The organism is Comamonas sp. E6, from assembly GCF_001010305.1.
Classification (GTDB): domain Bacteria; phylum Pseudomonadota; class Gammaproteobacteria; order Burkholderiales; family Burkholderiaceae_C; genus Comamonas; species Comamonas thiooxydans.
This window is the reverse complement of record NZ_BBXH01000005.1, coordinates 97,674-120,780: the sequence shown is the minus strand read 5'-3', so window position 1 is coordinate 120,780 and position 23,107 is coordinate 97,674. Positions and strand designations below refer to the sequence as shown.

22 protein-coding genes are annotated in these 23,107 nt (G+C 62.2%); 11 read left to right on the top strand and 11 right to left on the bottom strand.

What is annotated here, in order from left to right:
* The first annotated feature begins 149 nt into the window (after positions 1–149).
* The 3 genes from CSE6_RS01600 to CSE6_RS01590 all read left to right on the top strand — a co-directional run bounded on the left by CSE6_RS01600 (position 150) and on the right by CSE6_RS01590 (position 2,143).
* Complete coding sequence (locus CSE6_RS01600; protein ID WP_012836954.1) at positions 150–329, top strand: hypothetical protein; 180 nt, start codon at positions 150–152, stop codon at positions 327–329.
* A 143-nt stretch (positions 330–472) separates the two neighbouring features.
* The gene (locus CSE6_RS01595) at positions 473–1,342 is read left to right on the top strand and encodes a FapA family protein (protein WP_238585626.1); all 870 of its coding nucleotides are present in this window, start codon (positions 473–475) and stop codon (positions 1,340–1,342) included.
* 93 nt (positions 1,343–1,435) lie between these two features.
* Entirely contained in the window at positions 1,436–2,143 is a 708-nt protein-coding gene (locus CSE6_RS01590; protein WP_059439753.1) for a riboflavin synthase, read from the top strand.
* 57 nt (positions 2,144–2,200) lie between these two features.
* Here CSE6_RS01590 and CSE6_RS01585 read toward each other — a convergent pair whose 3' ends face one another.
* The 4 genes from CSE6_RS01585 to CSE6_RS01570 form a co-directional block, all read right to left on the bottom strand.
* Positions 2,201–4,684 carry a heavy metal translocating P-type ATPase gene (locus CSE6_RS01585; protein ID WP_059439752.1) on the bottom strand — a complete coding sequence of 828 codons (2,484 nt, stop codon included), beginning with the start codon at positions 4,682–4,684 and terminating at the stop codon, positions 2,201–2,203.
* Positions 4,685–4,787: 103 nt separating this feature from the next.
* Positions 4,788–5,738: a 2-hydroxyacid dehydrogenase gene (locus CSE6_RS01580; protein ID WP_059439751.1), complete on the bottom strand. Its 951-nt coding sequence runs from the start codon at positions 5,736–5,738 to the stop codon at positions 4,788–4,790.
* Between the two features lie 69 nt (positions 5,739–5,807).
* On the bottom strand, positions 5,808–6,578 hold the full coding sequence (locus CSE6_RS01575; RefSeq protein WP_059439750.1) for a class II aldolase/adducin family protein: 771 nt from the start codon (positions 6,576–6,578) through the stop codon (positions 5,808–5,810).
* The gene (locus CSE6_RS01570; RefSeq protein ID WP_059439749.1) at positions 6,560–7,441 is read right to left on the bottom strand and encodes a TauD/TfdA family dioxygenase; all 882 of its coding nucleotides are present in this window, start codon (positions 7,439–7,441) and stop codon (positions 6,560–6,562) included. The genes CSE6_RS01575 and CSE6_RS01570 overlap by 19 nt, the downstream gene beginning before the upstream one ends.
* Positions 7,442–7,686: 245 nt before the next feature.
* Between CSE6_RS01570 and CSE6_RS01565 the strand changes: the two genes are divergently transcribed.
* Positions 7,687–8,340: a TetR/AcrR family transcriptional regulator gene (locus tag CSE6_RS01565; RefSeq protein WP_059439748.1), complete on the top strand. Its 654-nt coding sequence runs from the start codon at positions 7,687–7,689 to the stop codon at positions 8,338–8,340.
* Between the two features lie 50 nt (positions 8,341–8,390).
* Here the strand turns inward: CSE6_RS01565 and CSE6_RS01560 are convergent, their stop codons facing one another.
* Genes CSE6_RS01560 through CSE6_RS01535 form a run of 6 tightly spaced genes read right to left on the bottom strand, consistent with a single transcriptional unit; the run spans position 8,391 to position 14,890 of the window.
* Positions 8,391–10,115 carry a biotin carboxylase N-terminal domain-containing protein gene (locus CSE6_RS01560; protein ID WP_059439747.1) on the bottom strand — a complete coding sequence of 575 codons (1,725 nt, stop codon included), beginning with the start codon at positions 10,113–10,115 and terminating at the stop codon, positions 8,391–8,393.
* Positions 10,116–10,126: 11 nt separating this feature from the next.
* Entirely contained in the window at positions 10,127–11,752 is a 1,626-nt protein-coding gene (locus CSE6_RS01555) for an urea amidolyase family protein (RefSeq protein ID WP_059439871.1), read from the bottom strand.
* A 5-nt stretch (positions 11,753–11,757) separates the two neighbouring features.
* Positions 11,758–12,525: a LamB/YcsF family protein gene (locus CSE6_RS01550; protein ID WP_034357668.1), complete on the bottom strand. Its 768-nt coding sequence runs from the start codon at positions 12,523–12,525 to the stop codon at positions 11,758–11,760.
* Positions 12,526–12,545: 20 nt separating this feature from the next.
* Entirely contained in the window at positions 12,546–13,208 is a 663-nt protein-coding gene (gene pcp / locus CSE6_RS01545) for a pyroglutamyl-peptidase I (RefSeq protein WP_034381375.1), read from the bottom strand.
* Positions 13,209–13,220: 12 nt separating this feature from the next.
* Positions 13,221–14,174 (bottom strand): DUF979 domain-containing protein, encoded by a 954-nt coding sequence (locus tag CSE6_RS01540; protein ID WP_012836946.1) that lies wholly within the window; start codon positions 14,172–14,174, stop codon positions 13,221–13,223.
* A complete protein-coding gene (locus tag CSE6_RS01535) occupies positions 14,171–14,890 on the bottom strand; it encodes a DUF969 domain-containing protein (protein ID WP_003061775.1) in 720 nt (239 codons plus the stop codon). Before CSE6_RS01535 ends, CSE6_RS01540 begins: the two co-directional genes overlap by 4 nt.
* Positions 14,891–15,183: 293 nt before the next feature.
* Between CSE6_RS01535 and CSE6_RS01530 the strand changes: the two genes are divergently transcribed.
* The 5 genes from CSE6_RS01530 to CSE6_RS26670 all read left to right on the top strand — a co-directional run bounded on the left by CSE6_RS01530 (position 15,184) and on the right by CSE6_RS26670 (position 19,201).
* A complete protein-coding gene (locus CSE6_RS01530; RefSeq protein WP_003074324.1) occupies positions 15,184–15,861 on the top strand; it encodes a GntR family transcriptional regulator in 678 nt (225 codons plus the stop codon).
* 171 nt (positions 15,862–16,032) lie between these two features.
* Positions 16,033–17,016 carry a TRAP transporter substrate-binding protein gene (locus tag CSE6_RS01525; RefSeq protein ID WP_012836943.1) on the top strand — a complete coding sequence of 328 codons (984 nt, stop codon included), beginning with the start codon at positions 16,033–16,035 and terminating at the stop codon, positions 17,014–17,016.
* A 79-nt stretch (positions 17,017–17,095) separates the two neighbouring features.
* On the top strand, positions 17,096–17,602 hold the full coding sequence (locus CSE6_RS01520; protein WP_034357232.1) for a TRAP transporter small permease: 507 nt from the start codon (positions 17,096–17,098) through the stop codon (positions 17,600–17,602).
* A complete protein-coding gene (locus CSE6_RS01515; protein ID WP_012836941.1) occupies positions 17,595–18,890 on the top strand; it encodes a TRAP transporter large permease in 1,296 nt (431 codons plus the stop codon). The genes CSE6_RS01520 and CSE6_RS01515 overlap by 8 nt, the downstream gene beginning before the upstream one ends.
* A gap of 188 nt (positions 18,891–19,078) precedes the next feature.
* Positions 19,079–19,201: a hypothetical protein gene (locus CSE6_RS26670; protein WP_003058957.1), complete on the top strand. Its 123-nt coding sequence runs from the start codon at positions 19,079–19,081 to the stop codon at positions 19,199–19,201.
* 88 nt (positions 19,202–19,289) lie between these two features.
* Here CSE6_RS26670 and glmS read toward each other — a convergent pair whose 3' ends face one another.
* Positions 19,290–21,206, bottom strand: a complete 1,917-nt coding sequence (gene glmS, locus CSE6_RS01510; RefSeq protein ID WP_034357228.1) for a glutamine--fructose-6-phosphate transaminase (isomerizing) — start codon at positions 21,204–21,206, stop codon at positions 19,290–19,292.
* A 136-nt stretch (positions 21,207–21,342) separates the two neighbouring features.
* Between glmS and CSE6_RS01505 the strand changes: the two genes are divergently transcribed.
* Together CSE6_RS01505 and CSE6_RS01500 are read left to right on the top strand one after the other, a co-directional pair.
* The gene (locus CSE6_RS01505; RefSeq protein ID WP_059439746.1) at positions 21,343–21,843 is read left to right on the top strand and encodes an Lrp/AsnC family transcriptional regulator; all 501 of its coding nucleotides are present in this window, start codon (positions 21,343–21,345) and stop codon (positions 21,841–21,843) included.
* Positions 21,844–21,970: 127 nt separating this feature from the next.
* Entirely contained in the window at positions 21,971–23,104 is a 1,134-nt protein-coding gene (locus CSE6_RS01500) for a diguanylate cyclase AdrA (protein WP_034357223.1), read from the top strand.
* The last annotated feature ends 3 nt before the right edge of the window (positions 23,105–23,107 follow it).

The following is a 23,107-nucleotide window of genomic DNA, read 5'->3' as shown; positions in this document are numbered from 1 at the left end:
CCCCTCTCTGGCGACGGCACCGACGCTGCGGGGCGGCCCTTGCGCAGCGCCCGGCCATGCACAGCGCCATGAAATCACGGAGATACGGGAGCCCAGCTGCACCGGCCAGGGCCGCGCGGCATAATCGGGGCTCAGATATCTTCTTACCCATGGCCTGCCTGCACCTGTCCACCGCCGCCCGCCTGCGCCGCTCTGCCCTTGCCGCAGAGCTGCCCGCGCGTGCCTGCGTGCTGCGTGCGCTGCACACACGCCGCCATGGCATTCCCACCGCATTCGTGAGCCTGAGCGGTGTCACGGCCATGCTTTCCGCCGCCGTGCGGATGGCTTGAAGCACACAGCTCACCTCCTCCGCACGGCCTTCCCAAACAGCATTTCCCTGGTGCATGGGAGAGGTACGTCCACGTCTTCGGCGTCCGTACTGTCACGCGCACCGCATCTTGCTCAAAGGACGATCCGGAGGTCAGCCATGGACATGGAACTCACTCAAAATTTCTTGCGCGGCAAAAACCCATGTGCCATGGGCTACCGCTGGTTTGTGCGCAACAACCTGGCCGGTGGCGACTACCAGGCGGCCATGGACACCCAGGTGGCCGCAGGCCGCGTGGAAGATGCACGCTGGCTGCTGGAGAACTTCGGCTCCACCAACAGCGTGCTGGAGCTCGAGCACCTGGAGGCCGACAACTTTGTCTATGCCGGCACCCTGATCGTGCATGGCGATGTGCGCGTCCCCGGCCAGTTGCTGGTGGGCCGCAGCCTGGAGGCGGGCGGCGGCATACGCGCGGGCAAGCTGGAAGCGGGCGAGGAAATTCAATGCGGCGGCGCCATCTTTGCCGGTGAATTGCTCCAGGCCAGCGGCAGCATCAAGGCGGCCTGGAGCGTGGAAGTCGAGGGCGAGCTGCGCGCCGAAGACCTGCGCTGCGGCTGGGAGCTGCGCGGCGGCAGCCATGTGAAGCTCAAAGGCAATGCCCATATCGGCCAGGAAGTGCAGGTGCAAGGCGATATGCACTGCGGCAAGGGCCTGAAAGCAGGCGGCGCCATCGAGGTGCAGGGCCTGCTCGATGTAGGCCATGGCATTGCCGGCAACGACGGCATTCTGTGCGGCAACCATATTCAGGCCGGCTGGGGCATCAAGGCTCAGGGCGATATCCGCGCGACCTGCAGCATCCGCAGCGGCGAGACCCTGCAGGCCGATGGCGAGATCGCGGCCGGCCCGGGCTATGGCGTGTTTGCCGGCATGAACGTACAGATGCAGGCCTGGCCCGACTGCGCCTGGGTGCGTGCGCTCAAAAAGCCCGAGGCGCTGATCAGCGGCTTCTGGGAAGGCCGGCCGACCTTCGCCTAGACGCTGGCTGGGTTACCGGGCAAACAGGCAAAATAGCCGTTTTGACCCAAGGCTGGCGCCCGGCGCCCGCCTGTTGATAAGAGAGTCTGCCCCGTGTTTACCGGCATCATTCAGGCCGTGGCAAAGATTGCCGCGCTGCGCGACCAGGACGGCCTGCGCACCTTCATCATGGAGTTCCCCGAAGGCTTCTGCCAGGATCTGGCCATTGGCGCCAGCGTCTCGCACGACGGCGTCTGCCTGACGGTCACCGAAAACCTCTCGCCCACCAGCGCCAGCTTTGATGTGATGCTGCAAAGCCTGAAGATCACCACGCTGGGCAGCTACAAGGCCGGCGACACGCTCAATGTGGAGCGCGCTGCCAGGGATGGCGCCGAGATTGGCGGCCACCCGCTGTCGGGCCATGTGGACTTCACGGCGCCGCTGCTGGAGGTGATGCAGACCGAGACCAATCACAAGATCCGCTTCGGCATTCCCGAGGCCTTTCGCCCCTATGTGTTTGCCAAGGGCTATATCGCCGTCAACGGCGCCAGCCTGACGGTGGCCGAGGTGAACCGCAAGGAGGGCTGGTTCGAGGTCTGGCTGATTCCGGAAACCCTGCGCATGACGGTGTTCGGCGACAAGAAGGTCGGCGATCTGGTCAATATCGAGATCGAGCGCAGCACCCAGGTGGTGGTCGATACCGTGCGCGAAACCGTGGAAGCCAGCCTGGGCCGGCTCAAGCCCGTGCTCGAAGCCCTGCTGCAGGAAAAAGGCCTGAGCCTCGACGATTTCGTGGATGTGCCGCAACTGCCCAAGCAATAGCCCCGGGTCAGGGGCAAGCGTCAGAACATCTTCCGGCGCCCACCCCATGTCCTCTTTTCAGAGAGCCGGTTTGAAGCGCTTGAGCCGCAGCGCGTTGGAGAGCACGAATACGCTCGAAAGTGCCATGGCTCCGGCCGCAAACACGGGCGACAGCAACATGCCGTTGAACGGATAGAGCAGACCTGCCGCCACCGGTATCAGCGCCACGTTGTAGGCAAAGGCCCAGAACAGGTTCTCGCCGATGTTCTTCATGGTGGCCTTGGACAGCGCAATCGCATTCGGCACGCCCGAAAGATCGCCCGACATCAGCACCACATCGGCCGCCTCGATCGCAATATCGGTGCCCGTGCCTATGGCGATGCCCACATCGGCCTCGGCCAGGGCCGGTGCATCGTTGATGCCGTCGCCCACATAGGCCAGCGTGCCATGCTCGGCCTTGAGGCGCTTCACGCTCTCGACCTTGCCGCCTGGCAAGACCTCGGCCACCACCTCGTCAATGCCCAGCTGCCGGGCAATCGCCTCGGCCGTGTGGCGGTTGTCGCCGGTAATCATGGCCACCTTCAGGCCCAGTGCGTGCAGGGCATCGATCGCGGGCTTGGTGCTGGGCTTGATCGGATCGGCCACGGCAATCATGGCGGCCACCTTGCCGCCTATGGCCGCATACAGCGGCGTCTTGCCTTCGCTGCCCAGGCGCTGGGCCTCGGCTGCAAAACCGTCAACGCTCAGACCGAGCTCGCGCATGAAGCGGTCGGCACCGATCTCCACCTGATCGCCCAGCACCACGGCACGCACGCCGAAACCGGTCACCGATGCGAAGTCGCTGATGGCCGGAACCTCCAGCCCCTCGGCCTTGGCTGCATCGACAATGGCGCGCGCAATCGGATGCTCGCTGCGATCTTCCACGGCAGCCACCCGCGCCAGAACGGCGGCACGTTCAAAGCCATCGGCCAGCACCAGATCGGTCAGCTCGGGACGGCCACGGGTTAGCGTGCCGGTCTTGTCCACCGCCACCACCCTGGCATCCTTGAGCTGCTGCAGTGCCTCGCCCTTGCGCAGCAACACTCCCATTTGCGCGGCACGCCCGGTTCCCACCATGATGGAAGTCGGCGTGGCCAGCCCCATGGCACAGGGGCAGGCAATGATGAGCACGGCCACGGCATTGACCAGGGCAAAGCTCAGCGCGGGATCGGGACCCCAGACCAGCCAGATCACAAAAGTCAGCAGGGCCGCGGCCATGACGGCCGGCACAAACCACATGGTGATCTTGTCCACCAGCGCCTGAATCGGCAGCTTGCTGCCCTGGGCCTGCTCCACCATGCGGATGATCTGCGCCAGCAGCGTATCGGCGCCCACCTTGGTGGCTCTGAAAGTCAATGCGCCATTCTGATTGACCGTGCCGCCCACCACTTCGGCGCCCTCGACCTTCTCGACCGGCACGGGCTCGCCGCTGATCATGGATTCGTCGACAAAGCTGCGGCCCTCGATGACCTCGCCATCGACAGGAATGCGCTCGCCGGGGCGCACTTCGATCACATCGCCGGCACGCACCTGGGCAATGTCGATTTCCTGGACCAGGCCGCCCTTGCGCACGCGCGCCGTCTTGGCCTGCAACTGCACCAGGCGGCGAATGGCCTCCGAGGTATTGCCCTTGGCACGCGCCTCCAGAAAGCGGCCCAGCAGGATCAGCGCGACGATGACGGCCGCGGCTTCGAAGTACACATTCACCGTGCCTGCGGGCAGCCATTGCGGCACAAAGGTCGCGACTACCGAATAGGAAAATGCCGCCGAGGTGCCCACCGCGACCAGCGAATTCATATCGGGCGCAGCGCGCAGCAGGGCGGGCACGCCTTTCTCGAAAAAGCGCCGGCCCGGCCCGAACAGCACCACGGCCGTCAGCGCAAACTGGATGTACCAGCTGTTCTGCGTGCCGATGCTGCCCGCAATCCAGTGGTGAAATGCGGGCACCATGTGACCGCCCATTTCCAGCAGAAACACGGGCAGTGCGAACACGGTCGCAAAGATCAGCGAGCGCTTGAGCGACTCGCGCTCCTGCGCCTGGCGCTGGGCTGCGGCGTCCTCCCCGGTTGCGGCAACGTTGTGCAGCACGGGTTGGGCTTCATAGCCGGCCTTTTCTATCGCTGCAATCAAGCTGCTCACATCCACGCTGCCCTGCAGCTGCACGCTGGCACGCTCGGTCGCAAGATTCACCACCGCATCCTGCACTCCGGGCACTTTCTTGAGCGCCCGCTCCACGCGGCCCACACAGGATGCGCAGGTCATGCCTCCCACCTGCAAGTCCACGCTTTGCGCGGGTACTGCATAACCTGCTTTTTCAATCGCCGCCACGGCCTGCGGCAGGATGGTCGCAGCCTGCGCCGGATCAGCCACGGTGAGGCTGGCTTTTTCCGTGGCCAGATTGACCACGGCCTCCTGCACACCGGGCACTTTCTTGAGCGCCCGCTCCACCCGGCCCACGCAGGATGCGCAGGTCATTCCCTCGACAGACAGCTCAAAGGCTCCGCTTTTGGTCAGTGCATTCATCGCGTTCTCCATTCACGTTGAAGGCCACTGTAGAGATTGACATCATGTAAAGGTCAACCCCCCGGCAAAAACCTCTGCAGCAAGGGTGCAAACATGCGGCGGTTCAATCTGTGATTTCGGGCAGACCGAAGTGCTTGAGCAGGTACGATTCAGCCTGCGCAAGCATGGCCTTCAGGCCATGCCGTGTGGAACTTGCCATGTGCGGCGTCAGCACCGTATTGGGCAGATCCATCAAGGCTTCGGGCACTTGCGGCTCATGCACGAACACATCGAGCGCCGCAGCCGCAATCGTGCGCTCCTGCAACGCCTGCCGAAGCGCCTTTTCATCCACGATGGAGCCACGCCCCACATTCACCAGCACGCCCTGCGGGCCCAGGGCCTGCAGCACTTCGGCATCGATCAGCCCCCGGGTTGCAGGCCCGCCGCTGGCGCAGAGCACGAGAAAATCCACATCTGCTGCCAGCTCCAGCACACTGCCGCACCAGCGGTACGGCACATCGTTCTTGGGAGCACGCCCCGTATAGGCAATCGACATATCAAAGGCCTGCGACCGCCTGGCCACAGCACGGCCGATGCGCCCCAGGCCAACGATGCCCATGCGCTGCCCCGAAAAACGCAAGGTGGGTGGATACCGTCCCCGCAACCAGCGACCGTGCCGCACAAACTCATTGGCCTGCACAATCTCGCGCGTGGCAGCCAGCAGCAAAGCCAGCGTGTGATCGGCGATATCTTCGGCAGAGATAGCTGGCGTGTTGCGCACCTGGATGCCCATCTGCTCTGCGGCGTCGAGATCGATGCCGTCCATGCCCACGCCAATGACCACGATCAGCTCCAGTGCAGGCCACTGCAGCAACTGCTCGCTGCCGATGACGGACTGCGCATTGCACAGCATTGCGCGCACCTGGCCAGACAGCGAGCTGCTGCGGGAGCTATCAAGCGCAGCCGCGTCAAGCAGCTCGAACTGCAGCTGCAGTCTCTCGCGCATGGCTGGCGTCAGCGCCGTGTGCAGCAGCAGCCGGGGACGCTGCGGGAGCGGTGATTCATGAATGGACATAAGAGAGCTTTCGGCAGATCGATGCAGTCCTGGCTTCCCACTCTCAGCGAGCGGGAAGCCAGAGCGGGCTTAGTCCAGCACGCGGGGGTCTCGGCGGATTTCCTCGCGGCACATGGCTTCCCAGAGGAAGGGAAAGCCGTTGAGGTCGGTGCGCGCTCCGGTCGCCTGGATCACGGCATCGCTCAAGGGGGTGCCGCCACCGAGCGCCTGCACCCGCCAGGCCAGGCGGCAGCGCCACTCCAGCGTGATGGCACGCAGATGCGCCTGTCGAATGCTCTCGCCCACCACCAGCGCACCATGATTGGCCAGCAGCGCCCATTTACTCTGGCCCAGTGCGCTGGCCACGGCATTGCCCAGCTCACGCTGCTCCACCGTGCCCCGGTATTCGTCATAGACCACGGGGTCGGTATCGACCAGGGCCGAGGTCTGGTCATACACCGGCGGCACCTTGCCCGTGGCCGACCAGACCGAGCTCCATTCGGGATGGTTGTGGATGACCACGCGCACATCGTGGCGCTTTTCATGCACGTCCATGTGCAGCCGGATGGCCGGAGTGATGTTCCAGTCGCCCTCGATCACCTGGCCTTGTGCATCCAGCCGCAGGATGTCCGATGCCGTCAACTCGCTCCAGGTCAGCTCCCAGGGATTGGCCAGATAGCTGCCGTCATCCAGGCGCAGCGTGATGTGGCCCGCGATATGGTCGTTATAGCCTTCGCGCGAGAGCACGCGGCACAGCAGCGCAAGCTGCTGGCGATCACCGAGCGAGGGCAGCAGCGGCTTGCGGCCCGGGCGCGGCGCGTATCTGGACAGCAGTTCCCGGTTCAGTCCGTCGTGGCGCATGCTGCCTCCTGTCCGTTGTGCTTCTGGGCGGCAGCGCCCTGGCGTGCAAACACCGATGCACGGTGCATGCGACGCTGGTGCGGCGCATAGTCCATGATGGCGTTGTGCACCACGCTGCGGTTGTCCCAGATCACCATATCGCCCAGCGCCCAGCGGTGCTTGAACAGGAACTCCACCTGCATGCAGTGCGCATGCAGATAGGCCAGGATGGCACGGCTTTCAGCCTGTGGCAGACCATCTATATGCGTGACATAGGTGGGGCTGACGTAGAGCGCCTTGCGCCCCGTGAGCGGATGCACTCGCACCATGGGGTGCAACTGGCGACGGTTTTGCGCGACCACTTCCACATAGCGCTCATGCGTGCAGATTCCATGCTGCAGCGCCGCCGTCATGGGGCTGTTCATGTCATGCCAGGCACTCAGACCATCGAGGTACTGCTTCATCTGCGGCGACAGCGCATCGTAGGCACTGGTCATGCTGATCCAGCAGGTATCTCCACCCGTGGGCGGCAGGATGCGCGCATGGGTCATGGTGACGATGGGCGGACTGGGCAGAAAGCTTTCGTCGTGGTGCCACATATCGGCGCGGTCGCCGAGCTTGGAGTCTATGACTGTGATCTGCTCATAGCCCTGGCCCAGATTGGGATAGAAGGTATGAACTTCGGCCTCGCCAAAATACCGGGCAATCGCCAGATGCTGGTCGGGCGTCATATCGGGCACATGCAGCACCAGTGCTTCATGTCTGAGCAGGGCGGCTTCCAACTCCTGCAAGGTTTGCGCAGACAACGGGTCTGCCAGGTCCAGCTTCAGCACTTCGGCACCGATGCGCGGGCCGAGAATCTGAACCGAGATGGGGGATGACATGGGCTTTCTCCTCTATGCAATGTCTTGCCCGAGTGCAGCGCTTCTGTCTCCTCCACCGCGTCTGCCTCAGGCTCTGTCGGGCCGCTCCTTAGCGCTAGGATGGTGAGCTGCCTGGTACAAAGTCTAGGCAGAGGGAGTGCGTTTTTCCACTCGCATTCCAGCCCCCCTCAAAGACGTCGCAAGTCATTGATGGAAAAAGAAAAAATCAGCGCCAACAGATAAACCAAAGACAGGACTTGCATTTCATGGAAGCGCCCGCCACCCCACGCCCCAAGGACCAGTTGCCGCAACCGCGCAAACAGCCTGTGCAGGCACGCTCCAGAGCGCTGGTCGATGCCATTGCCGAAGCCTGTTTGCGTCTTCTCGAAAAAGAGGGCGAGGACGCTCTCACGGTCAATCGCATTGCAGAAGTATCGGGTGCTGCCGTGGGCTCCATCTACCAATATTTTCCCAACAAGGAATCCATGATTGCGGCAGTGTATGAACGCCTGCTCGATCAGGAATCCGAGCAGCTTTTCCAGATGCGCGAGCAGTTGCAGGGCCTGTCGCTCGAAGCCATATTGCGCCAGATCTTTGCGAACATGATTCGGGTCGAGCAGCGCCTGCATCAGCTCAGCCATGCTTTCCACACACGCTATCGCACGGCCTTGCATCTGGGCCTGTGGCATGCACCGCAGGCCAGCCGGGAGGAATTCATCAACACCACCTGGCTGCCACTGCTGCAGATGCATGGCTCGCAGGTACAGACCGACAACCTGCCACTGGCTGCCTATCTGCTGGGCCAGGGCCTGCGCGAGATCATTCACAGTGCCGTGCACGATGTGCCGCAGCAGGCCCGCTCACCCGAGTTTCTCGACGCACTGGTGGCCATGGCCATGAGCTGCGTGAAGCGAGGCTAAAAAAACAAAGCGCGACACAGAGGTCGCGCTTCGAGCGGGGCTGGCTATGCCTATCGGATATGCGCGATCACGGCGCCCAAGGTCTGTGCAGAGCCTGCCTGCGCGGCCAATGTGACACGACCGCTCTTGTGGGCCGAGACCTGCATTTCCATTTTCATGGCTTCCATCACGGCGATCACATCGCCTTCCTTGACCTCGTCGCCATCGGCGACCTTCCAGGCATGCAGATTGCCGGCAATCGGCGAGATGACCGCCTCAGGGTCCACGCTTTGCTGCGCGGCTGCCTGAGACACGCCAGTCGTCGGCGCGGACAGACCTTGCAGCAGCATGGCGGGCAGGCCCAGCTGCACGCGGCGGCCGTCGATTTCGATGGCTGTGCGCAGCAGGCTGGTATCGGCCACAGGTTCGGCGCGAGCAGCCGCTGCCAGCGGCTCGGCAAACTCGGTCTCGATCCAGCGGGTGTGGACATTGAAACCAGCAGTCCCCACAAAGTCGGCCTGATTCAGCACGGCCTTGTGGAAAGGCAGCACCGAAGCCACGCCCTCGATGCGGAACTCGGCCAGCGCACGTCGAGCACGGGCCAGGGCCTGCTCACGCGTGGCCCCGGTGACGATGAGCTTGGCCATCATGGAGTCGAACGTGCCGGGGATCACCGAGCCGGTTTCGACGCCCGAATCGAGTCGCACGCCCGGCCCCGAAGGAGGGGCAAAGCGCGTGATCAGACCCGGTGTGGGCAGAAAGCCGCGCCCCACATCTTCGGCATTGATGCGGAACTCGATGGAATGGGCCCGTGGTGCCGGAGTCTGCGTGAAAGACAGCGGCAAGCCGTCGGCCACACGCAGCTGTTCCTGCACCAGATCGATGCCCGTAGTTTCCTCGGTCACGGTGTGCTCGACCTGCAAACGGGTATTGACCTCGAGGAAGGAGATGGCGCCATTGCCGCTGAGCAGAAATTCCACGGTTCCGGCGCTGATATAGCCAGCCTGCGCACAGATGGCCTTGGCTGCACTGTGAATGCGTTCACGCTGCGCCTCGGTGATGAAGGGTGCGGGCGCTTCTTCCACCAGCTTCTGGTTGCGGCGCTGCAGCGAACAGTCGCGCGTACCCAGCACCACCACATTGCCATGCGTGTCGGCAATCACCTGCGCCTCGATATGGCGCGGCTTGTCGAGGAACTGCTCCACAAAGCATTCACCACGGCCGAAAGCCGTCACGGCCTCGCGCACGGCAGAGGCATACAGCTCGGCCACTTCGTCCATGCGCCAGGCGATCTTCATGCCACGGCCACCGCCACCAAAAGCAGCCTTGATGATGATGGGCAGGCCATGCTGCTGGGCAAAGGCCAGCACTTCGTCGGCATCCTTGACGGGATCCGGCGTGCCAGCCACCAGCGGCGCTCCGACCTGCAGCGCAATCTTGCGCGCCTCGACCTTGTCGCCCAGCTTGGCAATGGTGTCGGGGCGCGGGCCGATCCAGATCAGACCCGCATCCAGCACGGCCTGTGCAAAGGCTTCGCTCTCGGACAGAAAGCCATAGCCGGGATGGACGGCGTCGGCGCCCGAACGCCTGGCGATCGCAATCAGCTTGGCGATGTTCAGATAGGTGTCGGCGGGCTTGTCGCCATCGAGGCCGTAGGCTTCATCGGCGCGGCGCACATGCAGGGCATCGATATCGGCATCGGCATAGACGGCGACGGACTTCACTCCGTAATCCGCGCAGGCTCGCGCGATGCGCACGGCGATCTCTCCACGGTTGGCAATCAGAACTTTTTTCATCAACTCACTCCTCATTGCGCGCTTGCAAGCACCAGCTCTGCAAAGGCGCGGATGGGGTTAAAACGAATCCAGGCACCTACGGGAATCTGCCCCGCAAGATCCAGATGATGGGGTGCCACGCAACCGATGACGGGATAGCCGCCGGTCAAGGGGTGGTCGGCCAGAAACAGCACGGGCTGGCCACTGGCGGGAACCTGGATGGCCCCCAGCGGCGTGCCTTCGCTGGGCAGCTCGCTGGTCACGGCGCGCGTCAGCGCCTGCTCGCCGGCAAGGCGCAAGCCCACGCGATTGGACTGGGGCGTGACCTGCCAGCGCTGGGCCGCCAGCAAGGCCACGGCTTCGGGCGTGAACCAGTCGGTGCGCGGGCCCAGTTCGACATCCAGCACCACCTCACCGTCCGGGGCAGGCAGATCCTGCGCAGGCAGGGCCAGCTCGGCCACCACGGCATGGCGTGCCGGCTGCACCGCCAGCAACTGGCCGCTGTGCAGAGCAGGCGGGCCGACATGGGCCAGGGTGTCCGTCGAAGCGCTGCCCAGCACGGGCGCCACCTCATAGCCGCCGCGCACCGCCACATAGCAGCGGGCACCGGCGACGGGTTGGGCAAGGCTCAGCGTGTCGCCATCGGCCAGTGCAATCGCGGCATGGCGTGGCGCAGACCAGCGGCGTCCGTCGGCCGTGGTGATGCTGATGGGCGCATCCGCGCCCGTCACTGCAACGACGTTCTCGCCCACGCTTTGCAGCGACAGGCCGCCACCTACTGTCTCCAGCACCGGCAGCTGGCTGGTATTGCCGACAAGCCGGTTGGCCATCTTGAACGCGGCCTGATCCATGGCACCGGAGGCAGAAACGCCCTGCCCGGCCTGGCCGTGGCGACCCATGTCCTGGAACAGCGTGAGCAGACCCGTGGCGCGCACACGCAAGGCGCAGCCATTGAAACTCGTAGCTGCTTGCGCCTGCTCGCTCTTGATCTCAGATACTTTTCCATCTGAAATCGAACCAGAGAAATCGCCAGCAGCTACTTTTTGAGTAGCAGCATCGACAAACTGCACGCGGTAGCCGGGCTGCAGCAAAGCCGGCAGATCGCGCGCCAGATCCCACATCGCGGCATCGGTGACGCCAATGATCTGCCAGCCGCCCGGGCTGGCCTGTGGATAGACTGCGCTGAAGCTGCCGGCCAGCGCCACTGCACCGGCCGGAACCTTGGTTCGCGGCGTGGCACGGCGTGGCACGTTGAAGATGGGATCCCCGCCGCTCAGATAGGCAAAGCCCGGCGCGAAGCCGGTAAAGGCCACCGACCATTCGCTGCCGGTGTGGCGGCGCACCACTTCCTCGGCCGTGATGCCCAGTATCTGCGCGACTTCGGCCAGATCTTCGCCGTCATAGCGCACGGGAATCTGCACCAGCACATCCGAGCGCTGCACGCTGCCGCTGAGATCGCAATCGGCAATGCGCCTCACCAGTTGCGCCGCGCCGATGATATGGGGCGCAAACTGCACAAGAATGGTGCGCGCGGCAGGCACCAGCTCCTGCACGCCTTCTATGGGCTGGGCCTGCAAGGCACCCAGCAGCACCAGCGTCTGCTGCAGGTCGGCCAGCTCCACCAGAATGGCCTGGCGGTTGACGGGCAAAAAGCGCATGGAACTCATGGTGCTGTTTCCACAAAGGAAGCGATCTGCACACCCTCCTGCTCGAAACGCTGGCGGATGTTGCGCGCAATGGCCACGGCACCGGGACTGTCGCCGTGCACACAGATGGAGTCTGCCTCCACGCGCACCAGGCTGCCGTCCACGGCCTCAATCACGCCCTCGCGCACCAGGGTCAGCATGCGCTGGGCGATCAGGTTTTCGTCGTGCAGCACGGCACCGGGTTCGCGGCGCGAGACCAGGGCGCCGTCGGGCGTATAGCCGCGATCGGCAAAGGCCTCGGCCACCACGCAGAGGCCCGCATCGCGGGCCCAGGCTATCAGGGGCGCACCTGCCAGAGCCATCAGCACCAGCTTGGGATTGATGGCCTTGATGGCATTGATCACATCCATGGCCTGGCGCTTGTCCTGGGCAATGGTGTTGTAGAGCGCGCCGTGCGGCTTGACATACTGGACGCTGGTGCCGGCCGCCTGCGCCAGACCTTGCAGGGCGCCGATCTGGTAGATCACGTCGGCCACCAGATCGCCGCTGGCCACATCCATGTTGCGACGCCCGAAACCCGACAGGTCGCGGTAGGCCACATGTGCGCCGACGACCACGCCGCGCGCCTTGGCAGCCCTGAGCGTGGCCAGCATCCCGGCCGGGTCGCCGGCATGAAAGCCGCAAGCCACATTGGCGCTGCTGACGATGTCCAGCATGGCTGCATCGTCGCCCATGCGCCAGGCGCCGAAGCTCTCGCCCAGATCGCTGTTCAAATCCATTTTCATCATTCGTCTCCCGGTCAGCCTCAATGCAGCTGACCTGCGTGTTCCTGCAAATCCTGCTGCACCGTCATGGCCGTATGAATGGCTGTGCGTATGCCCTGAATCTGCGTTTCCAGCGCCATGCTGGCCATGCCGGGCTGGCGTGCCGCCTGCTGCGGCAGCGCGGGTATGTGAATAAAGCCGCCGCGCACGCCGGGGCCCGCACGGCGAGACAGCCTGTGCATCAGGGCATAGAACACATGGTTGCAGACAAAAGTACCCGCCGTGTTCGATACCGAAGCCGGAATGCCCGCATCGCGCAGATGGCGCACCATGGCCTTGATGGGCAGGGTCGAGAAGTAGGCCGCGGGCGCATCGCGCACCACGGACTGATCGACGGGCTGATGGCCCGCGTTGTCGGGAATACGGGCATCGTCGATATTGATGGCCACGCGCTCCGGCGTGATTTCGCTGCGCCCGCCAGCCAGCCCCAGGCTGATGATGAGCGAGGGCTGCAGCCGGGCCAGCGCCTCGTCGAGCACCACCATGGCCGCGCCGAACACGCAAGGCAGTTGCACGGCATGCACCACACCGTCCGCAATCAGCTCGCCGTCCAGCGCGCGCGCCACTTCCCACGAAGGGTTGACGCTGTCTTTGTCGAAGGGCTCGAAGCCGGTCAGCAGGATTCGGTGGGCAGCCTCAGTCATGGCAACTCTCTCTTAACGGAACATCAGGAAGTTGAGCAGGAACACATTCACGATCAGCAAGGTGATCGCCGTGGGAACCTGCGCACGGATGACGGCATTTTTGTCAATTTCCAGCAGTGCTGCGGGCACCAGGTTGAAGTTGGCCGCCATGGGCGTCAGCAAGGTGCCGCAGTAGCCCGACAGCATGCCGACCGCCGCCATCACGGCCGGGTCACCATGGTAGACGCCAACCAGCACGGGCACGCCCACACCGCCCGTCATCACCGGAAAGGCTGCAAAGCCATTGCCCATGATGACCGTGAACAGCGCCATGCCGATCACGTACACGGCCACGGCCACAAAGCGCACATCCATGTTGATGTAGGTGGTGGTCACATAGGCCACTGCCTTGCCCACGCCGGCATCCGAGAACACCAGGCCCAGCATGCCCAGCATCTGGGGCAGCACCAGGGCCCAGCCCAGTGCGTCGATCAGGCGGTGCGACTCGCGCAGGCCCTGCACGGGAGTCTCGCGTGTCATCTTGCAGGCCAGCACCAGCGCAATCACGCAGCCTATGCCCAGGCTGACCAGCGTGCTGTTCTTGGGGTCGATCAGGGGAGTGCCGCCAAAGACCAGATGCTTGGCCGACAGCGTGCCCACCATGGTGATCAGCGGAATGGCCAGCGCCGGCACGAACAGCTTGTTGCCCAGGCGCTTGGCGCTTTCCAGGTATTGCGCATCGGTGCGCGGCTGATGCTTGCCGCCCATCACGCCGCCGAAGCCCGCAATCAGGGCCATGACGACCGCGACCGCTCCCACCCATACGGGCGGCAGCAGATCACCGACGAGGAACACCAGCGCATACAGCGCCCAGAACAGGCCCGCCGAGAAACGGCGCGGGTTGCTGCCGTCGCGCAGCGTCATCACTGCCGTCACCGCCAGCACCAGGCCGACGAGGTAGTACAGGTATTGAATGGTGATGGTCATGCCTGTTCTCCCTGGGCAGATTTCTTTTCCGCAGCAATTTCACGCGCCAGTTGCTTGTCCAGGCGATGCAGGCGGAAGGCATGGATGGCAAAGGCCGAGATGGCCGTAGGAATGCCCCACAGCGCGACATGAATCGGCTCGACCTCGATACCCGCCTCCTTCAGGAAGGTGGTCATCAGCACGATCGCACCGAAGGCCACGAAGATGTCTTCACCAAAGAACAGGCCCACGTTGTCCGTGGCAGCCGACATGGCGCGCAGCTTCTCGCGCACCTTGCCCGACAGCTTGCCGTAGCGGTTTTCCGTCGCGCCTTCGGCCATGGGAGCCAGCAGCGGACGCACCATCTGGGGATGCCCACCGAGGCTGGTCAGGCCGATGGCTGCCGTGAGCTGACGCGCGGCCAGGTAGACGATCAGCAGGCGGCCGGCTGTGGCCGACTTGATGGAGCTGATCCAGTTCTGAGCGTGCTGACGCAGGCCATGGCGCTCCAGCAGGCCGATCACGGCCAGCGGCAGCAAGATGATGAGCGGCAGGTTGCGGGTCTTGATAAAACCGGTCCCGATGGCGGCCAGAACCTTGTCCAGCGGAAAGCCCGCCGCAAAGGCTGTGCCGATGGCGGTCACGATGACCACCAGCATGGGATTAAAGCGCAGCGCGAAGCCGGCAATGATGATGAGCACGCCGATCAGCGGCCACAGGTTTACGTCTACAGGCATGGAAGCCTCCGGAAATCACGCCCTGATCCGCTGCGCGGCGGGCTCTACCAAAGACGGGAACGCTATCGGCAACCCCGCCCAGCTCTTTTGAAGAAGGCTGATCAGCTCTGTTTCAGATCTGCTTCATTCCTCAAATTGTTGAACAATCTATTTAGATTAATTCCACAAATGAAATTGTTTGCAGAACAAATAGACTTTGTAATAGAGCAAACCCTAGGTCGCACCACTCTTTTGGACTTCTCTGAGTCAACAGAACGATGGCTACACTCTGGCGACAGCCAAAAGGGAACGCCATGAAAGTCGCAGCAGAGGTCCAGAACCTGACCGAACGCATCGCCGAGGAAATACGCAGCCAGCTGGTCAAGGGCGTGCTGAGCCCGGGCCAGCGACTGTCCGAAGCGGCACTCAGCGAAGCGCTGGATATTTCGCGCAACACCTTGCGCGAGGTGTTCCGCATGCTGACCAAGGAAGGTCTGCTGGTACACGAGCCCAACAAGGGCGTATCGGTGGCCGTGCCCAGCATGGCGTCCATCATCGACATCTATCGCGTGCGGCGCATGATCGAGTGCCAGGCCCTTGCACAGGCTTACCCCATGCACCCTGCACTGACGCGGATGCGCGAGGCCGTGGAAAGCGGCCAGCGACACAGCGAGGCCGAAGACTGGTCCGAGGTGGGCACAGCCAATATGGCGTTTCACAAAGCCATCGTGGCCCTGGCCGACAGCGAACGCCTCAACGAGATGTTCTCGCATCTGCTGGCGGAGCTGCGTCTGGCCTTCGGCCTGCTGCGCGACCCGCATTTTCTGCATGCACCCTATGTGGGCATGAACCTGAAGATTCTGCAGATCTTCGAAGCCGGCAGGCCTGCAGAGGCGGCACAGGAGCTCAGTGCCTACCTGGTGCATTCCGAGCGCATCATTCTGGCCGCCTATGCCCGGCGTCTGGCAGAGGCAGGGATTAAGGCCCCTTGAGGTATCTTGTTCAACAAAATGCCATTTTCAATAGAAACAAAGCAATAAAACACCCTACGCTTCTTTGAAACTCGTTGAAATCCCTCATGGATGCTTGTTGAGACAAATGCTACTTTTGGCACAACTCTTGCCTGAGTTCATTCGTCTGCATCTCTTATCCGAGGAGTTCTCATGAAGCGTCGCATTTTCTGCGCCACAGCAACCTTGCTCGCCGGCATCGGCATTGCCGGTCATGCCATGGCACAAACCAAGTGGGATTTCGCCACCGCATACGGGCCTGGAAACTTTCACTCCAAGAACAACGAACTGTTTGTAAAGGATGTGGATGCTGCCACGGGCGGCAAGCTCAAGATCACGCCGCACTTTGGTGCGTCGCTGTTCAAGATGCCCGAAATCAAGCGTGCCGTGCAGACCGGCAATGCACAGATGGGTGAGTTCTTTCTGGTGAGCTTTCAGAATGAGTCGCAGATCTTCGGCGCCGACGGACTCCCGTTCCTCGTGAGCAACTATGACGAGGCCTACAAGCTCTATCAGGCTCAGAAACCCGCGCTGCAAAAGCTGCTGGACAAGCAGGGACAGGTGCTGCTGTATTCCGTGGCCTGGCCTCCACAGGGGATCTACACCAAAAAGCCCGTCAATTCTGCGGCCGATCTCAAGGGCATGAAGTGGCGCGTGTACTCCCCGACCACGGCCCGCATTGGCGAACTGATCGGCGCCCAGCCCGTGACCGTGCAAGAGGCCGAGCTGTCCCAGGCTCTGGCGACCGGCGTGGTGGATGGCCTGATCACCTCCAGCGCAACCGGTGCCGACAACAAGCTGTTTGAAAGCCTGAAGTACTACTACAACGTGCAGGCCTGGATTCCCAAGAATGCCGTGACCGTGAGCAAGAAGGCCTTTGGCGCGCTGGACAAGAGCACGCAGGAGGCCGTGCTCAAGGCCGCCGCCGCTGCCGAGCAGCGCGGCTGGAAAGAGTCCAGGGAAGTGGATGCACGCTCGATTGCCGCCCTCAAGCAAGGCGGCATGCAGGTCGAGCAGCCCTCCGCTCAGCTCAAGGCAGACCTGGGCAAGATCGGCGCGACCGTGATCAAGGAATGGACGGACAAGGCCGGCGCTGACGGCCAGGCCATTCTCGACGGCTACAAGGCTGGCAAGTAAGGCGCAGATTGCATCGACTCGCCCGACCCCGTCATTCGGGGCGGGTGGCCGATGACCTCATCCTCTCAGGAAGACAAGCATGCGCAAGTTACTCAACGGCCTCTATGACGGCAGTGCCTGGCTTGCCGGCATCGCCATGATCGGCGTGCTGGCGATGGTGCTGCTGACCATCACCAGCAGACTCTTTGGCTTCAGCGCCCCGGGCACCGATGCCTACGCAGGCTACGCCATGGCGGGCGCCGGCTTCATGGCCCTGGCCAGCACCTTGAAGAAAGGTGAACATATCCGCGTCACCCTGCTGCTGGGTGCGCTCAAGGGCAAGGCCTACAAGGCCCTGGAACTGACCGCCCTGGGCATCGCCACCATTCTTTCGGCCTTTCTGGCTTTCTATTCCACGCGCCTGGTCTGGCAGTCCTGGGAGATCGAAGACATCTCCGTGGGCATAGACGCCACACCGCTGTGGATTCCTCAGATCTTCATGGCTCTGGGCACGATTGTTTTCTTCATCGCGTTCTGCGACGAGCTGGTGCTGGAGCTGCTGGGCAAACGCAAGGCGGTAGAGAAGGAGGGAACCCCTCATGAATGAAATCACCGCAAGCATTGCACTGATCGTGGTGCTGCTGGCCCTGCTTGGCGGCGGCGTCTGGGTCGGTCTGACGCTGGCAGGCGTTGCCTGGTTCGGCATGGAATTCTTCACCGCGCGCGCAGCAGGCGATGCCATGGCCATGACCATCTGGGGCTCTGCCAGCAGCTGGACCTTGACGGCCTTGCCCCTGTTTGTCTGGATGGGCGAGATTCTCTACCGCACCAATCTGTCCGAGAGCATGTTTCGTGGTCTGGCGCCCTGGGTCAATGCACTGCCGGGCCGCCTGCTGCACACCAATGTCATTGGCTGCACGATTTTTGCGGCAGTGTCCGGCTCCTCGGCCGCCACCTGCGCCACCGTGGGCAAGATGAATGTGCCCGAGCTGCGCAAACGCGGCTATCCCGAGAACATGGTGATCGGCTCGCTGGGCGGCCCCGCCACACTGGGCCTCCTGATCCCGCCCTCCATCATCTTGATCGTCTACGGCGTATCTGCCGAGCTGTCGATCTCCAAGCTCTTCATGGCAGGCGTGCTGCCAGGCATCATGCTGGCACTGATGTTCAGCGGCTGGATCGTGGTCTGGGCCCTGATGAACCCGGACAAGGTGCCCAAGGCCGACAGCACCATGAGCTTCAAGCAGAAAGTCTACGAGTCGCGCCACCTGATCCCCGTCGTGCTGCTGATCTCGGGCGTGATTGCCAGCATCTACAGCGGCATTGCCACGGCGACCGAAGCTGCCGGCATAGGCGTGATGGGAGCGCTGATTCTGTCGGCCCTGCAAGGTGCACTGAGCTGGAAGAACTTCAAGGAATCGCTGTTCGGAGCCACCCGGCTTTACTGCATGATTGCGCTGATCCTCGCCGGTGCAGCCTTCATGACCTTGTCCATGGGCTATATCGGACTGCCACGCCAGCTGGCTGAATACGTGGGCAGCCTGAACCTGTCGCCCGCCATGCTGATTGCGGTACTGGGCCTGTTCTACATTCTCATCGGCTGCTTTCTGGACGGCATCTCCACCATTGTGCTGACCTCCGGCGTGGTTCTGCCCATCATCCAGGCCGCAGGCATAGACCCCCTGTGGTTCGGCATCTTCCTCGTGATCACGGTGGAGACCGCTCAGATCACGCCACCGGTGGGCTTCAACCTGTTCGTGCTGCAGGGCATGACGGGCAAGCAGATCACCTATCTGGCCCGCGTCTGCGCACCCTACTTCCTGCTGATGGTGCTGGCACTGGTCATACTGTGGTTCTTCCCGCAGATCGTGACCGTGCTGCCCAATAATATGTAAGCAAAATCGCTCTACATGAACGCCCCGCAAGGGGCGTTTTTCATAGGCAAGCCAAGATGGCTGCATACATGCCAGGACATGCGGGCTTCAACGCCGGGATGTTGATGCCGCATCCATCTGACAGGGTGTTACGAAAAATGCTCACTACACTGTTAGATTAGTCGGGTTAGCCATCCAGACACATCGCAATGAAAGAAAAAATCAACTTCATTGAGAGGGAGCGCCTCTACCGACATGAACTCAAACGCCGCCGCGTGAAGTTTCTGCCCATGCAGGTACTGCGCCGGGTCTTCAAAGCGGCAGGAGTCTAGCCAGCGCTGAAGCCAGCCATCCACCTGCCATGCCAAAAACGAAAAAGCGCTCCCATGGAGCGCTTTTTCGTGGCACGAAGCAACCGGCTTATTCCACCGTGACCGACTTGGCCAGGTTGCGCGGCTTGTCCACATCGGTGCCGCGTGCCACCGCCGTGTGATAGGCCAGCAGCTGCAGCGGCACCACGTGCAGGATGGGGCTCAGGGCACCATAGTTCTCGGGCATGCGAATCACATGCATGCCTTCGCTGCTTTCGATATTGGTCTTGGCATCGGCCAGCACATAAAGGACGCCGCCGCGGGCACGCACTTCCTGCATATTGCTCTTGAGCTTTTCCAGCAGTTCGTCGTTGGGCGCCACGGTGACCACAGGCATCTGGCTGTCCACCAGTGCCAGCGGGCCATGCTTGAGCTCGCCGGCGGGATAGGCCTCTGCGTGGATGTAGCTGATTTCCTTGAGCTTGAGTGCACCTTCCAGTGCGATGGGATAGTGAATGCCGCGACCCAGGAACAGCGCGTTTTCCTTCTTCGCAAAGTCTTCGGCCCAGCTGATGATCTGCGGCTCCAGCGCCAGCACGGATTGCAGGGCCACGGGAAGGTGGCGCATGGCCGTCAGATACTGCTGCTCCTTCTCTTCCGTCAGGCGTCCCTTGGACTGAGCCAGCGCCAGCGTCAGCAGGAACAGACCCGCAAGCTGCGTCGTGAAGGCCTTGGTCGATGCCACGCCGATTTCCACGCCGGCGCGCGTGATATAGGCCAGCTCGCACTCGCGCACCATGGCGCTGGTGGCCACATTGCAGATGGTCAGGCTGTGCTTCATGCCCAAGCTCTGGGCATGGCGCAGGGCCGCCAATGTATCGGCCGTCTCGCCCGACTGGCTGATGGTCACGATCAGTGTCTTGGGATCGGGCACGCTGGTGCGATAGCGGTACTCGCTGGCCACCTCCACATTGCAGGGGATGCCGGCAATCGCCTCTATCCAGTACTTGGCCGTGCAGCCGCTGTAATAGCTGGTGCCGCAGGCCAGGATCAGGACCCGGTCGATCTCCTTGAATACTCGCCAGGCCGCCGCGCCGGTCTTGCCTTCCGAAGTGACCCCGTCAAACAGCTCGGGGGCAATGTTCTTCAGGCCTTCCAGCGTATCGCCCAAAGCGCGCGGCTGCTCGAAGATTTCCTTTTGCATGTAGTGGCGATAAGGGCCCAGTTCGGCTGCGCCGCTGTGCGCCATCACGGTTTTGACCGGGCGCTGCTGCTCTGTCAGGCGCTCGCCGCTCTTGCTGATGACCCAGTAGCGTCCCGGCTGCAGATCGATCAGATCGCCCTCTTCCAGGTACACGATCTGGTCGGTCACACCCGCCAGCGCCATTGCATCGCTGGCCAGGAAATGTTCCGCGCCGTCCTTGCCCACACCCAGAATCAGCGGCGAGCCGGCACGAGCGCCCACCACACGGCGAGGTTCATCCCGGTGCATCACGCCAATCGCGTAGGCGCCATGCAGGCGAGCCGTCGCGGCTTGCACGGCCTCGAAAAGATCGCCGTTGTAGAGACTGTCCACCAGGTGAGCAATGACCTCGGTGTCGGTCTGACTGGCAAATACATAGCCCTTGGCCTGCAGCTCGGCACGCAGGGCTTCGTAGTTCTCGATGATGCCGTTGTGCACCAGGGCCACGCGGGCCGGCGCATCGGCATCGGCCACGGGCGAGATGCCGGGACCATGGCTGAAGTGGGGATGGGCATTGCGTACGGCAGGCTCGCCGTGAGTGGCCCAGCGAGTATGGGCAATGCCGGTGAAACCTTCCACATGCTCGGTCTTGACCTGCTCCATCAGCTCGGCCACGCGGGCTGTAGAGCGCGCACGCTGCAATCCCAGGCTCAAGCCGCTGGCATCCGCTGCCTGTACAGCCACACCACAGGAGTCATAGCCGCGATACTCCAGTCGCTGCAGACCCTGGACCAGAACCGGAACGATATTGCGATGAGACACCGCAGCAACAATGCCACACATAGAGGTACACCTTAGGTTGTTTGAGCGAGCATGCTAACGGTTGAAATAAAAAATTTTCAATCAATAAAGACAAATAAATGATTGAAAATTTCATCAAATCGGAATATTGATTATTTATTCAATAAAATTCATATAAATGAATGAAAATTCCATCAATCTGGATGACACCGACTTGCAACTGCTGCAGCAATTGCAGCTGGATGCCAGCCTGAGCAACCAGGCCCTGGCCCGGCATCTCGAGCTATCTGCCCCTACCTGCCTGCGTCGTGTCAAGCGCCTGCAGGAGCTGGGTCTGATCGAGAAACAAGTCGCCATCCTGAGCAGCGAACACATCGCCCGCCTCACAGGCCATGGCCTGCAGGCCATTGTGGAAGTCTCGCTGGACCGGCAGGACAGCAGCTCACTGCTGCAATTCGAGCACAAAGCCGTGGCCGAACCCGGCGTGCAGCAATGCTGGCGCGTCTCTCCCGGCCCCGACTTCATCCTCATCATTGCCACCATCGATATGCCTGCCTACCTGGCATTGAGCCAGAAGCTGTTCACGCAGGATGCCAATGTGCGCAATGTCAAAGCCTTCTTCAGCATCAAGCGCGCCAAATTCAGTACCGAACTGCCCTTGCCAGCCCCCAATCATTAAGGACTTGCACGCCTTTATTTTTGAACCGCCATGTGTGGTGCGGATGCCGCGCAAGCCCCTCAATATTTGATACAAATTGTATTAATTAGATTATTCTCGCAACCTTGACTTAAGCCAACTCCACCAGATGCCCTTGCATCGAGATATTCACCGCCGGACCTACCCTCTGCGCGCCTCTTATATGGCACTGGGCGGAGCGGTGGTGGCTGCGAGCCTGTCATATCTCCCGACCAATCTCGCCTGGTGGGCATTCACGACGGTCAGTGCACTGGTATGGCCGCATATTGCTTTTTTGCATTCAAGCCGGCAACAGGATCAGTTCCATGCGGAGTATTTCAATTCTCTGATAGATGCGCTGATCGTCGGCTGCTGGATTTCTCTGATGCACTGGAGCCTGCTACCCAGCATCTGCATTCTGGCCATCGGCGTGGCCGACCGCTTCTATACCGGTTTGAAGCGCCGCTGGCTGCCCTCCCTGATCGCGCTGCTGTGCGGCATGCTTTTCATGAGCATCGCCATAACGCCCACCCCGCAATGGGGCGCGCCACTGGCGGTACAGCTCAGCCTGCTGCCGCTGATCATCCTGCACAGCGCCTATGCAAGCTGGTCCAACAGCCGAATGCTCAAGACTCTGGCCAGGCAGAACCTGCAGCTCAAGTTACTGGGACGCATTGATCCTCTGACCACGGTATACAGCCGCGATTACTGGTGGAAAAAAGCCCGTGCCGCGCTGCATCAGCACCGCACCGTCAAGGAGCAGACCTGCCTGCTGGTGATTGACATTGACCGTTTCAAAAGCGTGAATGATCTGTACGGCCATATTGTGGGCGACGATGTTTTGAAAATGATCGGGCTGGCGATTAGAAACAGCCTGCGCAGCAACGATATTGCTGGGCGCTACGGCGGCGATGAATTCACCGTGCTTTGCAAGCACACCACGGCCAAGGAGGCATATTCGGTCGCCATGCGTATTTGCGAAAAGATTGCTCAGATACGCATTCGCGAATATCCACAGCTGCACATCAGTGCGAGTATCGGCGTTGCTGCAGCCGATGAAGGTTTTGGCTCGGTGTCCGAATGGATAAAAGCGGCCGACAGTGCGCTTTACAGCGCCAAGAGCGGCGGGCGCGACCAGGTGATGGATGCCACGCAGCAACCCGAGCGACAGCACAGTCCATCGACCATGCCCATGCGACCGGAATCCACGCGAATCAGCCCGGCGAGTGCCGAGCAGGAAAGCCTGGACCGCAACGTGGTCTGACCA

What these genes read in the sequence shown, in the direction of transcription:
- CSE6_RS01600 (WP_012836954.1), top strand. Translation starts at nt 150, where the DNA reads ATGGCCTGCCTGCACCTGTCCACCGCCGCCCGCCTGCGCCGCTCTGCC.
- CSE6_RS01595 (WP_238585626.1), top strand. Translation starts at nt 473, where the DNA reads ATGGAACTCACTCAAAATTTCTTGCGCGGCAAAAACCCATGTGCCATG.
- CSE6_RS01585 (WP_059439752.1), bottom strand. Translation starts at nt 4,684, where the DNA reads ATGAATGCACTGACCAAAAGCGGAGCCTTTGAGCTGTCTGTCGAGGGA.
- CSE6_RS01580 (WP_059439751.1), bottom strand. Translation starts at nt 5,738, where the DNA reads ATGTCCATTCATGAATCACCGCTCCCGCAGCGTCCCCGGCTGCTGCTG.
- CSE6_RS01575 (WP_059439750.1), bottom strand. Translation starts at nt 6,578, where the DNA reads ATGCGCCACGACGGACTGAACCGGGAACTGCTGTCCAGATACGCGCCG.
- CSE6_RS01570 (WP_059439749.1), bottom strand. Translation starts at nt 7,441, where the DNA reads ATGTCATCCCCCATCTCGGTTCAGATTCTCGGCCCGCGCATCGGTGCC.
- CSE6_RS01565 (WP_059439748.1), top strand. Translation starts at nt 7,687, where the DNA reads ATGGAAGCGCCCGCCACCCCACGCCCCAAGGACCAGTTGCCGCAACCG.
- CSE6_RS01560 (WP_059439747.1), bottom strand. Translation starts at nt 10,115, where the DNA reads ATGAAAAAAGTTCTGATTGCCAACCGTGGAGAGATCGCCGTGCGCATC.
- CSE6_RS01555 (WP_059439871.1), bottom strand. Translation starts at nt 11,752, where the DNA reads ATGCGCTTTTTGCCCGTCAACCGCCAGGCCATTCTGGTGGAGCTGGCC.
- CSE6_RS01550 (WP_034357668.1), bottom strand. Translation starts at nt 12,525, where the DNA reads ATGAAAATGGATTTGAACAGCGATCTGGGCGAGAGCTTCGGCGCCTGG.
- pcp (WP_034381375.1), bottom strand. Translation starts at nt 13,208, where the DNA reads ATGACTGAGGCTGCCCACCGAATCCTGCTGACCGGCTTCGAGCCCTTC.
- CSE6_RS01540 (WP_012836946.1), bottom strand. Translation starts at nt 14,174, where the DNA reads ATGACCATCACCATTCAATACCTGTACTACCTCGTCGGCCTGGTGCTG.
- CSE6_RS01535 (WP_003061775.1), bottom strand. Translation starts at nt 14,890, where the DNA reads ATGCCTGTAGACGTAAACCTGTGGCCGCTGATCGGCGTGCTCATCATC.
- CSE6_RS01530 (WP_003074324.1), top strand. Translation starts at nt 15,184, where the DNA reads ATGAAAGTCGCAGCAGAGGTCCAGAACCTGACCGAACGCATCGCCGAG.
- CSE6_RS01525 (WP_012836943.1), top strand. Translation starts at nt 16,033, where the DNA reads ATGAAGCGTCGCATTTTCTGCGCCACAGCAACCTTGCTCGCCGGCATC.
- CSE6_RS01520 (WP_034357232.1), top strand. Translation starts at nt 17,096, where the DNA reads ATGCGCAAGTTACTCAACGGCCTCTATGACGGCAGTGCCTGGCTTGCC.
- CSE6_RS01515 (WP_012836941.1), top strand. Translation starts at nt 17,595, where the DNA reads ATGAATGAAATCACCGCAAGCATTGCACTGATCGTGGTGCTGCTGGCC.
- CSE6_RS26670 (WP_003058957.1), top strand. Translation starts at nt 19,079, where the DNA reads ATGAAAGAAAAAATCAACTTCATTGAGAGGGAGCGCCTCTACCGACAT.
- glmS (WP_034357228.1), bottom strand. Translation starts at nt 21,206, where the DNA reads ATGTGTGGCATTGTTGCTGCGGTGTCTCATCGCAATATCGTTCCGGTT.
- CSE6_RS01505 (WP_059439746.1), top strand. Translation starts at nt 21,343, where the DNA reads ATGAATGAAAATTCCATCAATCTGGATGACACCGACTTGCAACTGCTG.
- CSE6_RS01500 (WP_034357223.1), top strand. Translation starts at nt 21,971, where the DNA reads ATGCCCTTGCATCGAGATATTCACCGCCGGACCTACCCTCTGCGCGCC.